At 63.1% G+C, this 16,158-nt stretch carries 9 protein-coding genes; 6 read left to right on the top strand and 3 right to left on the bottom strand.

Annotated elements, in window-relative coordinates:
* The first annotated feature begins 432 nt into the window (after positions 1-432).
* The 5 genes from ACZY1I_RS22285 (at position 433) to ACZY1I_RS22305 (ending at position 11,164) form a co-directional block, all read left to right on the top strand.
* Positions 433-2,223, top strand: coding sequence for a PPE domain-containing protein (locus tag ACZY1I_RS22285; RefSeq protein ID WP_463757910.1), 1,791 nt, complete (start codon positions 433-435; stop codon positions 2,221-2,223).
* Between the two features lie 742 nt (positions 2,224-2,965).
* Positions 2,966-4,681, top strand: coding sequence for a PPE family protein (locus ACZY1I_RS22290; RefSeq protein ID WP_463757292.1), 1,716 nt, complete (start codon positions 2,966-2,968; stop codon positions 4,679-4,681).
* Positions 4,682-5,115: 434 nt separating this feature from the next.
* Positions 5,116-6,837 (top strand): PPE family protein, encoded by a 1,722-nt coding sequence (locus ACZY1I_RS22295; RefSeq protein WP_463757295.1) that lies wholly within the window; start codon positions 5,116-5,118, stop codon positions 6,835-6,837.
* Positions 6,838-7,277: 440 nt separating this feature from the next.
* On the top strand, positions 7,278-9,215 hold the full coding sequence (locus tag ACZY1I_RS22300) for a PPE domain-containing protein (protein ID WP_463757298.1): 1,938 nt from the start codon (positions 7,278-7,280) through the stop codon (positions 9,213-9,215).
* A 272-nt stretch (positions 9,216-9,487) separates the two neighbouring features.
* Complete coding sequence (locus tag ACZY1I_RS22305) at positions 9,488-11,164, top strand: PPE family protein (RefSeq protein WP_463757300.1); 1,677 nt, start codon at positions 9,488-9,490, stop codon at positions 11,162-11,164.
* Between the two features lie 95 nt (positions 11,165-11,259).
* Here the strand turns inward: ACZY1I_RS22305 and ACZY1I_RS22310 are convergent, their stop codons facing one another.
* The 3 genes from ACZY1I_RS22310 to ipdE1 form a co-directional block, all read right to left on the bottom strand.
* Positions 11,260-12,420: a hypothetical protein gene (locus ACZY1I_RS22310; protein ID WP_463757304.1), complete on the bottom strand. Its 1,161-nt coding sequence runs from the start codon at positions 12,418-12,420 to the stop codon at positions 11,260-11,262.
* 168 nt (positions 12,421-12,588) lie between these two features.
* Positions 12,589-13,377: a (5R,7aS)-5-hydroxy-7a-methyl-1-oxo-2,3,5,6,7,7a-hexahydro-1H-indene-carboxyl-CoA reductase gene (gene ipdF / locus ACZY1I_RS22315; protein ID WP_463757306.1), complete on the bottom strand. Its 789-nt coding sequence runs from the start codon at positions 13,375-13,377 to the stop codon at positions 12,589-12,591.
* A complete protein-coding gene (gene ipdE1, locus ACZY1I_RS22320; protein ID WP_463757308.1) occupies positions 13,374-14,522 on the bottom strand; it encodes an acyl-CoA dehydrogenase IpdE1 in 1,149 nt (382 codons plus the stop codon). The genes ipdF and ipdE1 overlap by 4 nt, the downstream gene beginning before the upstream one ends.
* Before the next feature lie 104 nt (positions 14,523-14,626).
* Between ipdE1 and fadD3 the strand changes: the two genes are divergently transcribed.
* Complete coding sequence (gene fadD3 / locus ACZY1I_RS22325) at positions 14,627-16,156, top strand: 3-((3aS,4S,7aS)-7a-methyl-1,5-dioxo-octahydro-1H-inden-4-yl)propanoate--CoA ligase FadD3 (RefSeq protein ID WP_463757312.1); 1,530 nt, start codon at positions 14,627-14,629, stop codon at positions 16,154-16,156.
* Positions 16,157-16,158: the final 2 nt, after the last annotated feature.

The raw sequence follows: 16,158 nt of genomic DNA on the forward strand, positions 1-16,158 counted from the left end.
CCTTCGCATGACCCATAACGTTCGGCATCAACCCGTCCCGCCTGAACTCAGCCGCCGACAATATCCGTTTTGGCAACTCAGCACTCGATATGGGTCTGCCGAATAACCGCTTGGCGGATATACGGCTCGTGCGCCCACATTCGACTGCTGAATTTCAGAACGAAAGCCTTATTCAACAGGGTTGCTTAGGCTCACCTAAACTGCGACGATTCCTACCAGTTGCCCGGCCAAATGGCGGTGTCCGCACCGGATGGCGCTATCCGAAAAGTTGTGAATCGTACACCGACCTCACCTCGCCGGGAAGCGAATCGAATAAAGCAATGTATTGGCGTCGATTTTTCAGTAAATCGCATCTCTGCGAGCTCAACTCGTCGTACAGTTCGGTCATTCAGCCGTGCTCGAGGTACGAGCGTTGGATCAATGGAGGTCAACGTGGTGAACTTTTCGGTACTCCCACCAGAAATCAATTCCTTGCGGATGTATCTGGGTGCGGGTTCGGCGCCAATGCTGCAAGCCTCCGCGGCCTGGTCGGGGTTAGCCGAAGAGTTAGGGTCCGCAGCGAGCTCGTTTTCGTCGGTGACCTCCAACCTGGCAGGCCAGGCCTGGCAAGGCCCGGCATCCCAGGCGATGTCCGCCGCCGCCGCGCCCTACGCAGCGTTCCTCGAGGCCGCATCGGCCCGCGCCCTGACCGCATCCGGCCAGGCGAACGCCGTGGCCAGCGTCTTCGAGGCAGCCAAGGCAGCGACCGTTCACCCCGAGGCGATCGCCGCCAACCGCCAGGCCTTCGTGGGGCTGATCCGCAGCAACTTCTTCGGCCTCAACGCACCGGCGATCGCCGCGGCGGAGAGCATCTATGAGGAGTTCTGGGCCGCCGACGTCGCGGCGATGGCCGGCTACCACGGTGGCGCCTCCGCGGCCGCCGCGCAGCTCTCGTCCTGGCAGCAGACCCTGCAGGGCCTGCCGGGCATCGGCGGACTCTTCGGTGCAGCACCGGCAGCCGCCCCGGCCGAAAACACCCTCCCCAACCTGGGCGTCGGCAACAAGGGCGGAGGCAACGTCGGCAACGGAAATAACAACACCGTCGGAGTCGGTGACGGCGGCAACGTCGGAAACGGCAACACCGGCACCGGCAACCTCGGCAGCGGCAACATCGGCAGCAGCAACGCCGGCAGCGGCAACACCGGCAACAGCAACGTCGGCTTCGGCAACACCGGCAACAACAACATCGGCCTCGGCAACAAGAACCTCGCCGCCAATGGCGGTGCCAACATTGGCTTGGGCAACCTCGGCAATAACAACTTCGGCCTTGGCAACACCGGCACGCATAACTCAGGCGCAGGCAATACGGGTAACGGCAACATCGGCTTCGGCCTCCAAGGCGACAATTTGATCGGCCTTGGTAATGCCTACTACAACACCGCGAATGGCCAATTCGTCTTCAACGGGCTGAACTCAGGCACCGGCAACATCGGTTTCGGCAACTCAGGCAACGGCAACATCGGCTTCTTCAACTCCGGCGATGGAAACGTCGGCTTCTTCAGCTCAGGTGCCAACACTGCGGCCGCAGACCTGGGCAAATTGCAAGGCGTCGGTTTCGGGAACGCAGGGTTTGGCAATATCGGCTTCGGCAACACCGGGCAGGGCAACTTTGGCTTCGGCAACAGCGGCACCGAATCCGTTGCACCCCTCTCCCCCGGTGGACTGAACACCGGTTTCGGGAACTCCGGTAGTGGCAACACCGGCTTCTTCAATTCGGGCAACTTCAACACAGGTATGGATAACTCCGGCTCGTTCAACACGTTCGACGGAAACTCGGGAAACACGAACACCGGTCTCTACAACTCGGGCAACACGAACACCAGCATCGGTTCGACGACCAACACTGGGCTCGACAACTCGGGCTTCGGCAACACGGGCAAGAACGTCTCGGGCTTCAACAACACGGCAACTGGACCGGCTAGCTTCCTGTTCGGCCCCGCGGGCAACATGTCGGGCTTCTTCAACTCAGCCAGCGGCGGCGCAGTCGCTGTCCCACTGGGACCGGTAGCCGGAATCAACGGCTTTACCTCCGGCTTCTTCAACTCCGGAGTCACTAAAGCTCTCGCCATCGCCGGATTTGATCTGCCTGCCGGCGTCGTGTCCGGATTGAACACCGGTTTCTTCAACTCCGGCACGACCGTGGCGGGCTTCTTCAGCTTGACGAACGCCCTGCGCAGCAGCTAGCTGCCAGTCTCATCGCAGCCCTTGAGTTGGCATTCGTGCCACTCAGGGGCTGCGCCTTTTTCTGGCCGGCGACTTGACTCGACCGAACGGTCTCCGTCGCCTCCGCTGCTCGTCTCTCGCGGATCGCGCACCAAAGTTGCAGCGTCCACCAGCGACTCCTCGCTGGGTTCAACGCGCGATCCGGTCTACCACGCGACCGTAGGCGCCACGGGCAAAACCCACACACTTTGCCGCCGTGGTGCCAACGGTCGCTGCAGGCCGAGGCCACTCCAAGCGGCGCAGCGGTTGAAGTCAAGGAATCCCGATCCTCGAACCCAGGCGGTATACGGCCTCATCTGAATCTGGGTTGCATCCATCCATTTCGCGCCACGGACTGTGCTTCAGGTAGGCCTAAGAAGTCCACGATCTTGCCGGTTCACCAGTCCCAGCACGCGATCGACCACCTGACACCGCCGATGGACAAGCTCGACGACTGCCTGTCGAGCAGCCCATATTTCGCGTGCTGGCCTTGGTTGGATTCATCCACCACGAAACTGGCGATCGCGTTCGGAGATCCGCTCGCCACGCTAAAACGTCCAATCACTCTACACAGCACCAGACTGGGCGCTACGGCAATGCGGCTTCCCCAAACTTTCCTCTGGAGTTTTCGGCAAACCTCACACTTAGATGCCCGAAGCGTCGTAGAGTCTGCTCGTCCAGTCGTGCTCGGGGTAGCGAGCGCGGGGTTTAAACGGAGGTCAACGTGGTGAACTTTTCGGTACTCCCGCCAGAGATCAATTCCTTGCGGATGTATCTGGGTGCGGGCTCGGCGCCCATGCTGCAGGCCTCCGCGGCCTGGTCGGGGTTGGCTGAGGAGTTAGGGTCCGCAGCAAGCTCGTTTTCGTCGGTGACCTCCAACCTGGCAGGCCAGGCCTGGCAAGGCCCGGCATCCCAGGCGATGTCCGCCGCCGCCGCGCCCTACGCAGCGTTCCTCGAGGCCGCATCGGCCCGCGCCCTGACCGCATCCGGCCAGGCGAACGCCGTGGCCAGCGTGTTCGAGGCAGCCAAGGCAGCGACCGTTCACCCCGAGGCGATCGCGGCCAACCGCCAGGCCTTCGTGGGCTTGATCCGCAGCAACTTCTTTGGCCTCAACGCACCGGCGATCGCCGCGGCGGAGAGCATCTATGAGGAGTTCTGGGCCGCGGACGTCGCGGCGATGGCGGGTTACCACGGTGGCGCTTCCGCTGCAGCCGCGCAGCTCTCGTCCTGGCAGCAGACGCTGCAGGGCCTGCCTGGCATCGGCGGGCTGTTCGGCGCAGCACCGGCGGAAGCCGCACCGGCCGCCAACACCCTCCCGAACCTGGGCGTCGGCAACAAGGGCGGCGGCAACGTCGGCAACGGTAACAACAACACCGTCGGCGTCGGCGACGGCGGCAACGTCGGCAACGGAAACACCGGCACCGGCAACTTCGGCAGCGGCAACCGCGGCAGCAGCAACTTCGGCAGCGGCAACACCGGCAACAGCAACATCGGCCTCGGCAACGGTGGTAACAACAACTTCGGCTTCGGCAACACCACCAACACCGCCAACGGTGGTGGCAACTTCGGAATCGGCAACACGGGCAACAACAACGTCGGCCTGGGCAACACGGGCAACAACAACCAGGGCTTCGGCAACAGCGGTAGCAACAACATCGGGTTGGGACTGACTGGCAGCAACAACATCGGACTGGGTAACGCTTTCTACAACACCCAGACGGGCCAGTTCACGTTCAATGGCCTCAACTCCGGCAGCGGCAACATCGGCTTCGGCAACTCGGGCACCAACAACATCGGCTTCTTCAACTCCGGTGACGGCAACTTCGGCTTGTTCAACTCCGGGGCTCACGCCGCTAACTCTGCCGAGTTCGGCCAGCTGCAAGGCATCGGCATCGGCCAATCTGGCCTCGGCAACATCGGCATCGGCCAGGCTGGCTCAGGAAACTTCGGCATTGGTAACTACGGCCAGCTCAACACCGGGCTCGGTAATGGCGGCTTCGGTAACACCGGCCTGTTCAACTCTGGCTCGCTAAACACCGGCATGGACAACTCTGGTAGCTACAACACGTTTGACGGAAACTCTGGCAACGTCAACACCGGCTCCTACAACTCCGGAAGCTTCAACACGACTTTCGGGTCGACCACCAACGTTCCCAACGTGACGAAGTCGGGCTACAACAACGTCGGTACGTTTGTGTCGGGCTTCAACAACAACTTCACCGGCAACGGAGCCGGCTTCGGCTCGGGCTTCTTCAACACCGTCAGTGGCGGTCTAGCACAGAACCAGAATGTTTCCGGCGCCTTCAACACCGGCTTCTCGCAGGCTTTCCAGGGGACTCCCGCTGGCTTCATCAGCGGTTACGGCTCCGGCCTGCTGAACCAGGGCACAGGCTTCATCGGCCTGTTCAACCTCGTCAAGTTGCTGCAGAACTTGACATAGCGTCCGTGCGAAATCCTCTGCACTCGGGAGGACTAGCCGGCGACTGGACGAAATTCGGTGGCACCGCGTCTCCATGCGGTGCCACCGTTTTCGTCGTGGCCTGCAGCGGAGTTGCTGCGCCCACTCCCGGCGACAAGCTGCTGCCGCGGGCGCCTTCGTCTCGGCGGCGGCCGCCACAACTCAGGGTTTTCTGCGTCCGCAGCAGGTGTCGACCGCGACATGTGGCGCAGACACCGTAGCTAAACCCATCGCGGCGTCACGACCCACCCAAATTGGCACCGCACAGTTGACTCCCGACGCAAAGTCGATACGCCGATAGCATGGTCGTCGTAATGTTCCGGCAAACACCTTACCTGCGAGCTCAGCACGCCGTAGAGTCTCACTTTCAGACGTGCCCGTGGGGACGGGCGCCGGGGGCTACGGAGGTCAACGCTGTGAACTTTTCGGTGCTTCCACCAGAAATCAACTCTTTGCGGATGTATCTAGGCGCGGGTTCGGCACCCATGCTGCAGGCCTCGGCGGCCTGGTCGGGTCTGGCCGAAGAATTGGGATCGGCGGCGAGCTCCTTTTCGTCGGTGACCACGAACCTGGCCGGCCAGGCCTGGCAGGGCCCGGCGGCCAAGGCGATGTCCGCCGCCGCCGTCCCCTACGCGGCGTTCCTCGAGGCGGCATCGGCTCGCGCCCTCACCGCCTCCGGGCAGGCCAACGCCGTGGCCAGCGTGTTCGAGGCGGCCAAGGCAGCCACCGTTCACCCCGAGGCAATCGCCGCCAATCGCCAGGCCTTCGTGGGACTGATCCGCAGCAACTTCCTCGGCCTCAATGCACCGGCCATCGCCGCAGCCGAGAGCCTCTATGAGGAGTTCTGGGCCGCCGACGTCGCCGCCATGACTGGCTACCACGGCGGCGCTTCTGCCGCCGCCGCGCAGTTGTCGTCCTGGCAGCAGACGCTGCAAGGCCTGCCGGGCATCGGCGGGCTCTTCGGTGGTCAGGGCGCCGCACCTGCCGCCAATTCCGACCCCAACTTCGGCGTCGGCAACAAGGGCGGCGGCAACGTCGGTAACGGCAATAACAGCACCAACGGCATCAATGAGGCGGGCAACCTCGGTAACGGCAACAGCGGCAGCGGCAACTTCGGCGGCGGCAACACGGGCAACAGCAACTTCGGCGGCGGCAACAGCGGCAACAGCAACATCGGCTTCGGCAACCGCGGTGACGGCAACTTCGGCCTGGGCAACAACGGCATCGGTTCCGGCGGCGGCCACAACTTTGGCTGGGGCAACACAGGCAATAACAACAGCGGCTGGGGCAACACCGGCAACGGGAACCAGGGCTGGGGCAACCGGGGCAACAACAACTTCGGCTTCGGCCTCACCGGCGACAACCTGGTCGGGCTCGGTAATGCTTACTACAACACCGCGAACGGCCAATTCGTGTTCAACGGCCTCAACTCCGGCAGCGGCAACATCGGCTTCGGCAACTCCGGCACCAACAACATCGGCTTCTTCAACTCCGGCGACGGCAACGTCGGCTTATTCAACTCCGGTGCCCATGTTGCCAACTCGCCTGATTTCGGCAACATCCAAAGCATCGGTTTCGGCAACTCCGGACTGAACAGCATCGGTTTCGGCAACGCCGGCAGCGGAAACTTCGGTTTCGGAAACGGCGGCCAGGCCAACACCGGCTTCGGCAACATCGGCAACTTCAACACCGGCTTCGGCAACTCGGGCAGCCTGAACACTGGCAATGAAAACTCGGGCAGCTACAACACCTTTGACGGCAACTCGGGGAGCGTGAACACCGGCCTCTATAACTCGGGCAACTTCAACACGACTATCGGATCCTCTGGGGATGTCAGCGGGACGACGAAGTCGGGCTTCAACAACAACGGGGCCTTGGTATCCGGCTTCAACAACAACTTCACCGGCAACGGGAACGGCCAATCATCGGGCTTCTTCAACAGCGCCAGTGGCGGTGCAGCCGTAAACGGCAGAATCTCGGGCTTCTTCAACAGCGGTGTCACAGGCCCGATCACTACAGGCGCCATGGTCACTCCTAGCGGTGTCCTGAGCGGCCTCGGCAGCGGCTTCTTCAACTCGGGCACCGGTTTTGTGGGTCTCCTCGGTATCACCAACCTCTTGAAGGCACTGGGCGGATAGCTTTCGTACCGCTTTAGCTGGACGCGGCAATGCAATGTTGTCGTCTTGAGTTCATCCCCTGCCCGAAATCCCAGCATCCTTTGATACTCGCAGCCGAACTACAGGCTTGATCGACCAACAAAGCCATTCGCCGGCGCGTATAGCGACCAAGTCTGCATAGCCATTGATGGCTCCAAAACAATTGGGCGAGCGGACTTTTCGAGTGACTCTCCGGCGCACGCCGTTCCGGGTCGACTCTGATGCGAAACTTGCAGAGCGCCGAAGGCAATAGGCAGGTGCGCCCCGCCTCACAGCTAGCCGCGCTTCGCAGTTAGGACATTTCGCGAAAGTTTTGCTGCAAATTTGACAAGTCCTATACGGCGTGCGCAGTTCGTCGTAATGTTTGCGACGTTCGCACAATGCTCGGGGGACGGGCGCCCAGGCCAACGGAGGTCCACGCTATGAACTTTTCGGTACTCCCACCAGAAATCAATTCCTTGCGGATGTATCTCGGCGCGGGTTCGGCGCCCATGCTGCAAGCCTCCGCCGCGTGGTCAAGTTTGGCCGAAGAATTGGGTTCGGCGGCAAGCTCGTTTTCGTCGGTGACCTCCAACCTGGCCGGCCAGGCCTGGCAGGGGCCGGCTTCCAAAGCCATGTCCGCTGTCGCTGCCCCGTACGCGGCGTTTCTGGAAGCCGCGTCAGCACGCGCGTTGGGCGCCTCAGGACAGGCAAATGCAGTGGCCAGCGTGTTCGAGGCCGCGAAGGCAGCCACCGTTCACCCCGAGGCGATCGCGGCGAACCGACAGGCTTTTGTGGGCTTGATCCGGAGCAACTTCTTCGGCCTGAATGCACCGGCGATCGCCGCGGCCGAGGGCATCTACGAGGAGTTTTGGGCTGCCGATGTCGCTGCGATGGCCGGCTATCACGGTGGTGCCTCGGCGGCAGCGGCGCAGCTGTCATCGTGGCAGCAGACGCTGCAAGGGCTCCCGGGTATCGGTGGCCTCTTCGGCGCGCCTATAGCAGCCGCTCCCGCCGAAAACACTCTTCCGAACTTCGGCGCCGGCAACAAGGGTGGCGGCAACGTCGGCAACGGCAACAACAACACTGTCGGCGTTGGCGACGGCGGCAACGTCGGTGACGGAAACACCGGCGCCGGCAACTTCGGCGTCGGCAATAAGGGCAGTAGCAACTTCGGCCTTGGAAACCTCGGCAATAGCAACGTCGGCTTCGGAAATACGGGCAACAACAACATCGGCTTCGGCAATAAGAACGTCGCCGTCAACGGGGGCGCGAATATCGGTTTTGGCAACCTCGGTGACAACAACATTGGGCTGGGCAACACCGGTATCCACAACCAGGGCTTCGGCAACACCGGAAATAACAACATCGGGTTGGGCCTCAGCGGGAACAACTTGATCGGGCTCGGCAATGCCTACTTCGATCAGAACACCGGTCAGTTCGTGTTCAACGGCCTGAACTCAGGCAGCGGCAACATCGGCTTCGGAAACTCTGGCAACGGCAACATAGGCTTCTTCAACTCGGGAGATGGCAACCTCGGCATCTTCAGTTCGGGCGCGAACCAGTCTGCCGCTGACTTTGGCAAACTCCAAGGCGTTGGCCTCGGGAACTCGGGCTATGCCAGCTTCGGCTTCGGAAACACTGGCGCAGGAAACTTTGGCTTCGGGAATTCAGGCCAATTGAACACCGGCTTCGGCAACGCGGGCGACTTGAACACAGGCGCATTCAATTCGGGCGGCAGCGTTACCGGCAGCCTAACCAGCATCCTTGGAGGGGGCCCACCGCAATCAGGCAACACGGGCTTCGGGAACTCCGGCTCCGGCAACACGGGCTATGGAAACGCGGGCGACATAAACACCGGCTTCTGGAACGCCGGCAATGTGAACACGGGCGGAGGGAACGCGGGCGGATACAACACGGGCTTCGGGTTCAACACCGACTCCGGCGCCACTCAATCGGGCTTCGGCAACACCGGTACCGACGTGTCTGGCTTCAACAACTCGGCCAGCGGCGCCAAGGCCTCAGGCGGAGTGGTGTTTAACCGCACCTACAACGGCGGCATCTCGGGCTTCGGCAACACGGCCACCGGCGTTGAAGTGACTGGCGGCGCTTTAACAGCACATGTTGCCGCCGCCGGTGGCTTGTCGGGCTTCGGCAACACCGCCAGCGGCGCGCTCGGCACCCCGCTTTCGCCCACTGTTCGGGTCGGTATCAACGGCTTGGTTTCGGGGCTCTTCAACAACGGTGTGACGGCCCCTGTCAGCTCGAATGGGATCACGTTACCGATTAACGCCATCAGCGGTCTTCTCTCAGGCGTCGGGAACCAATACACCGGCATCCCCGCCTTCTTCAACCTGCTCAAGGTGTTGCAGGGCAAGTAGGCGGGCCTCCCGAGGCTCAGCCGGGCCCACGTTTGACTCGAGTGCGGCGGGTGCGCGCCTGCCCATTGATGCATGCGCGCATTCTGAGCGAAACATCATTGCGCACGTGCAGGTTTCGGCCTCAAACGATCACTCCGAGCGCCGCAGTGGCCCCGAGCGTTTGCCTCAGCTATCGAATCAGCGAAATTTCACACCGCTGTCAAATTCGCGTCGTAGGGTTTTCCCGTTCCCATCAGTTCTGCGACTAGCGACTGCCTTCGGAGGTCAACGCTGTGAACTTTTCGGTTCTCCCACCTGAGATCAACTCATTACGCATGTTCCTGGGGGCCGGCTCATCGCCCATGCTGCAAGCCTCGGCGGCTTGGTCCGGCCTGGCCGACGAGCTGGGTTCAGCGGCAAACGCTTTCAGCTCCGTGACCACGCATCTGGCCGGACAAGCCTGGCAGGGACCAGCGGCCGAGGCGATGTCGGCTGCAGCGGCGCCGTATACGGCATTCTTGGAAGCCACGTCAGTGCGAGCCTTCGACGCGGCAGGCCAAGCGAACGCGGTGGCCAGTGCGTTCGAGGCGGCCAAGGCAGCCACTGTTCATCCGGAGGCGATCGCCGCCAATCGCAACGCGTTTGTGCAGTTGGTCCGGTCGAATTTCCTTGGACTCAACGCACCTGCGATCGCCGCGGCGGAGGGCATCTACGAAGAGTTCTGGGCCGCCGATGTCGCTGCAATGGTCGGCTATCACGGCGGCGCATCCGACGCCGCCGCGCAGCTGTCGTCGTGGCAGCAGACACTGCAGCGTCTGCCGGGTATCGGAGGCCTTTTCGGCGCGCAACCGGTCGGCCCCGCCGCGCCGGGAGACCCGAATCTGGGCATTGGCAACAAGGGTGGCGGCAACGTAGGCAACGGCAACAACAGCGGCGCCGGCGCAGGGAACTTCGGCAACGGGAACACCGGCAACTCCAATGTCGGCGGCGGCAACCGCGGCACCAATAACGTCGGTAGCGGCAACATCGGCAATGGGAACTTCGGCTTCGGAAACCGTGGCGCCGGCAACATCGGACTCGGTAATCGCGGCAACACCATTGATACCGGCGGAAATTTCGGTCTGGGCAACTTCGGTAACAACAACGTCGGGCTGGGCAATACCGGCATCGGCAACCAAGGCGCCGGCAACACCGGCAACAACAACATCGGCTTCGGCCTCACCGGCAGCAACCTGATTGGGCTCGGAAACGCCTACTACAACACGGCCAACGGCCAGTTCGTCTTCAACGGGCTGAACTCCGGCAGCGGCAACATCGGCTTCGGCAACTCGGGTAACGGCAACATCGGGTTCTTCAACTCTGGCGACGGCAACGTCGGATTCTTCAGCTCCGGTGTCAACATCGATCCCGCTAACTTGGGCCAGCTCCAAAGCATCGGCTTCGGCAACATCGGCTTCGGCAACGCCGGCCAAGGAAACTTCGGCTTCGGCAATGTGGGTGATCTGAACACCGGCTTCGGGAACGCGGGCTCCAACAACACCGGCTACGGGAACACCGGTAGCTACAACACCGGCAACGAGAACTCCGGCACTCTCAATACCTTCGACGGCAATTCCGGCTCCACCAACACCGGTTTCTACAACTCGGGCAACACCAACACGGGCTTCGGAGCCGCCACCAACAATGGGGTCCCGAACTCGGGGTTCAGCAACACGGGGCCTAACACTTCAGGTTTCTTCAACTCGGTGACCGGGCCCAACGCCGGCAACGTGTCGGGATTCTTCAACACCGCAAACGGTGGCTCGGTCGTCAACGGAAATATTTCCGGCTTCTTCAACACCGGCATCCCAGGCCTAGTTCCGGGCTACCCACCCGGCTTTTTCAGTGGCCTGAATTCGGGCCTGCTCAACTCGGGCACCGGCGTTGCGGGTCTGCTCAGCATCACAAATCTGCTCAAGAATCTGGGCTGATACCGCCGGCGATATCGCTTTCTCGAAGCGGTCATGCCGACATTTCCAGTGACGCAAGTGACTGGAGTGATCTGCAGGCCGCCGTCGCCCGGGAACTACCGGATGGAAACCTCGGGCGGATTCTGCGCAACATCGGACTTCGCACTCAAGTAGGACCGCACGACACCGGTTTTCGTACCCCCGGACTTCGTCTTGGCGGTCAGCGGGAATTGAACATCGCCGCTGAACCTGGCCTCGAGGTGGTACGGATCGAAGATGCTGGGCTTGAGACCGCTCGTGTCGGGAGTTCCCCAACTGACGGTGCCGTCGACAATGTCCGGGTCATAGGCATGCTGGGGGCATCCGCGCGGCGCCAATTGGTTGGATGCCGTGCATGCGGCGAGGGCCGCCGTTATCGCCGACATCGTCGCCGACTGGCCGGTATCGCTGAGCGAGAAGTCGAAGTCGTTGAAGTAGCCGCCCGTGGACGACAGCCCATCGAGCAGGAACGCCTTCTTCTGCTTCACCGCCAGATTCGAATTGCTGCTGGTTGCGTCGAGCCAACCCGGGAAAATGTACACCGGCGAAGTGCCGACTGAGCTGCCGAAGAATTGCAGCGTCTTGAGTGCTTCGTTGTTGACGGCGCCGAGGGGTTCCACTTTGATCGCCGCGTGTTCGAGCTTCCATGCTTTGCCGGACTTCTTCACCGAAATCGTGACATCGGATGTGTTGTCGCCGAACTTTGCGACCACGTGCACCCGCGCAAAGCTGAGACCGTGCCCTGAGTCGTCATCAAGGATCTTGACCCCGGTGATCGGCCACTGGGCGATCTGCTTCTTGAGAATGTCATCGGTCAGAAAATCGGTGGAGCCGGGCTGATCGCTGCTGTAACTCAGTGCTGCCGCGGCATCGCCGCGCGCGAGAGCATCGAGGTAGCCCTTGATGGCGTCACCGGCCTTATCCGATCCGCTGTCGCTGGACGACACGAGCGCAACCACGCCGACCACGACCAGCAGCACGGCGGCAAGCACGCATAAGCCGATAATCAGCGGTTTCCGGTTGCGCGGCTGGGGCGGTGGCCCGTACGGGCCCCCAGGCATAGGCGGTCCGGCCGGCCAGCCCGCTTGAGGCGGAGGTGCCGCATGCCCGGGCCATCCGGGCCCCGGCGAGGGTGCCGGCGGATAAGGCTGGGCCGGCAGGGGCCAACCGGCCTGCGTCGCACCGTCGGCGGGATTCGGGGGCTGTCCCCACGGTTGCGGATCCGACCCATACGTCATGGCACAACCCCTCCTACCAGCAGTCAACTACTGCGCATCTGATTTCCCCCGTGTGGATGGCCAGCGATAACTCGGGCCAAACCGCCGTCTGAGCTTGCCGTCAATTGTAGGCCGATGCAGTAGGCAATATTCCGCGCCGGAATTTCGTGAGATACCGAATCCGAACGGCTACGGATGCTGACTGGAGACTGAAATCACTTCACCGGTCAAGTAACTCGAATAATCACTGGCTAAAAACGCGATGGTGGCGGCCACCTCCCACGGCTCCGCCGCGCGCCCGAACGCCTCGCCCGCCGACAACTGGTCAAGCAGCTCAGACGACGACGTCTTGTCCAGGAACTTGTGCCGGGCAATGCTGGGCGACACCGCGTTGATCCGCACCCCGTATTCCGCGGCTTCTATTGCACTGCAACGGGTTAGCGCCATCACCCCGGCCTTGGCCGCCGCGTAGTGCGATTGCGAATGCTGCGCCCGCCAGCCCAGCACACTGGCGTTGTTGACGATCACCCCGCCGTGCGGTGCCTCGCGGAAGTAGCGCAGCGCCGCGCGAGTGGAGCGGAATACCGACGTCAGTGACACATTCAGGACGCGGTCCCACTCCTCATCGGTCATGTCGGCCACCGGCGTCTGCCCGCCCAGCCCGGCGTTGTTGACCAACACGTCCAGGCGCCCGAATCGCGCAGTCGCCGACGAGATCAGCGCGTCGACCTGGGCAGTGGACGTCACGTCGCACACCACGCTCTCGACGCGGCCCAGCCCCAATGCCGCCAATTCCGAGGCCGTCTCCCCCAACCGTCGCTCGTGGTGATCGGAGACCAGGACATCCGCACCCTCGGCCAACGCGCGCCGCGCGGTCGACGAGCCGATGCCAGTGCCGGCGGCCGCGGTCACCACCACGACTTTGCCTTCCAGAAGTCCGTGTCCGGCAATCTCTTTGGGCGCTTCAGACAAACTCAACCCTTCACCTCCCTAGGCAGGCCGAGCACCCGCTCGGCAATGATGTTGCGCTGGATCTCATTCGATCCGCCGTAGATGGTGTCGGCGCGGGTAAATAAGTACAGCCGCTGCCACTCGTCGAAATCTCCGTCGGTCAGCGTTAGTCCGGGCTTGCCGAGCACATCCATGGCGAGTTCACCCAGACTTCGATGCCAGTTGGCCCACAACAGCTTTGACACGTTGTCCTGGCCCGGCTGCTCGACGTCCATAGTGGCCAGGGCATACGAACGCATCGCCCGCAGGCCGGTCCAGGCCCGGGTCAGCCGCTCCCGGATGAACGGGTCGTCGACCGCGCCGGTGCGCTGCGCCAGCCCGGCCACATTGGAAAGCTCACGCGCGTAGATGATCTGCTGACCCAACGTCGAGACACCGCGCTCGAACGTCAGGGTCCCCATCGCGACCCGCCAACCGTCGCCCGGCTGGCCAACCACCAGCGACGCATCGGTACGAGCGTCGTCGAAAAACACCTCGTTGAACTCCGCGGAACCGGTGATCTGCACGATCGGGCGCACCTCCACACCCGGCTGATCCAGCGGCACCAGCAGATACGACAACCCGGCGTGCCGCTTGGAACCCTTCTGGGTGCGCGCCACCACAAAGCACCACTGCGCCATGTGCGCCAGCGACGTCCACACCTTCTGGCCGTTGATCACCCATTGGTCGCCGTCCAACTCGGCGGTGGTCGAGACGTTGGCCAGGTCGCTCCCGGCGCCAGGCTCCGAATAGCCCTGGCACCACAGCTCGGAGACGTCGAGGATGCGCGGCAGGAAGCGCTGCTGCTGCTCCGGGGTGCCGAATGCGATCAGCGTCGGCCCCAGCAGTTCCTCGCCGAAGTGATTGACCTTCTCCGGAGCATCGGCCTTCGCATATTCCTCGTAGAAGGCCACCCGGTGGGCGGTCGACAGCCCCCGCCCGCCGTGCTCTACCGGCCAGCCCAGACAGGTCAGCCCCGCCTTGGCGAGATGCTGGTTCCATGCCCTGCGCTCTTCGATTGCTTCATTCTCGCGACCCGGTCCGCCGAGGCCCTTCAGCGCTGCGAACTCGCCGACCAGATTGTCGGCAAGCCACTGGCGGACCTCGGCCCGGAACTCCTCGACCTCCTGCATAACCTGTAGGCTAACCTACCAAGCACTTGCTTTGTTAGCGTGGCTACCGTGGGGACGACCGGGCAAGCGCAGCCCGGCCAAGCCCGGCTGAGAAGGAGCATCCGATGACCGGCGATCCCCGCACCGTGCCCGCGGCGCTGGATCGTTTCGCATTTCTGTACCCCGACCATGACGCGCTGCTCACCGATGACCGCAGCTTCACCGCCACGGCGCTTCGGGACGAGGTGCATCGCGCGGCGGCCGCTCTGGTGACGCTCGGCGTCGCCGCGAAAGACCGGGTGGCGATCTGGTCGCCCAACACCTGGCATTGGGTGGTGGCCTGCCTGGCCATTCACCATGTCGGCGCCGCGATGGTGCCGCTGAACACGCGCTACACCGCCGCTGAAGCCGCCGACATCCTGGCCCGCACCGACGCTCCGGTGCTGTTTGCGGCGGGTCGGTTCCTGGGTGCCGATCGCGCCGCTGACCTCGACCGCGAGGCGCTGCCCGCGTTGGGGCACATCGTCCGCATCCCGATCGACGAGGACGACGGGACCTGGGACGACTTCATCGCGCGCGGGGACAATCCCGACGCCGCCGAAACGGCACGCGCCCGGGCTGCCGCCGTCACACCGGACGACGTCAGCGACATTCTGTTCACCTCGGGCACCACCGGTCGCAGCAAAGGCGTGCTGTGCGCGCACCGGCAATCGTTGGCTGCCTCGGCCTCCTGGGCGGCCAACGGCAAGATCACCATCGCCGACCGCTACTTGTGCATCAATCCGTTCTTCCACAACTTCGGCTACAAGGCCGGCATCCTGGCCTGCCTGCAGACCGGCGCGACGCTGATCCCGCTCCTGACGTTCGACCCGCTCAAAACGCTGCAGGCAATCGAGCGGCACCGCATCACCGTGCTGCCCGGACCGCCCACGATCTATCAGACCCTGCTCGATCATCCGGCGCGCGACGACTACGACCTGAGTTCACTACGTTTTGCTGTCACCGGCGCGGCCACCGTCCCCGTGGTGCTGGTGGAACGGATGCAATCCGAACTCGACATCGACATCGTGCTCACCGCGTACGGACTCACCGAGGCCAATGGCATGGGGACGGCCTGCCGTCCCGAAGACGACGCGGTCACCGTGGCCAACACCTGTGGACGTCCGTTCGCCGACTTCGAATTGCGCATTGGTGAGACCGGGGAAGTGCTGTTGCGCGGGCCTAACGTGATGCTGGGCTATCTCGATCATCCCGACGCGACGGCTGCCGCGATCGATTCCGACGGCTGGCTGCACACCGGCGACATCGGCACTGTCGACGATGCCGGCAACCTGCGCATCACCGACCGACTCAAGGACATGTACATCTGCGGTGGTTTCAACGTCTACCCCGCCGAGATCGAGCAGGTGCTCGCCCGCATGGACGGCATCGCCGATGCCGCGGTGATCGGTGTCCCCGACGAACGACTGGGCGAGGTCGGCCGGGCGTTCGTGATCACCCGGCCGGGCGCCGACATCGATGAATCGAAGGTAATCGCTTACACCCGTGAACATTTGGCGAACTTCAAAGCACCACGCTCGGTGCGGTTCGTCGACGCGTTGCCGCGTAATGCCGGCGGCAAGGTGGTCAAACCGCAACTGCGAGAGTTGGACTGAAG

It is taken from the genome of Mycobacterium sp. IDUB_37, from assembly GCF_055419245.1.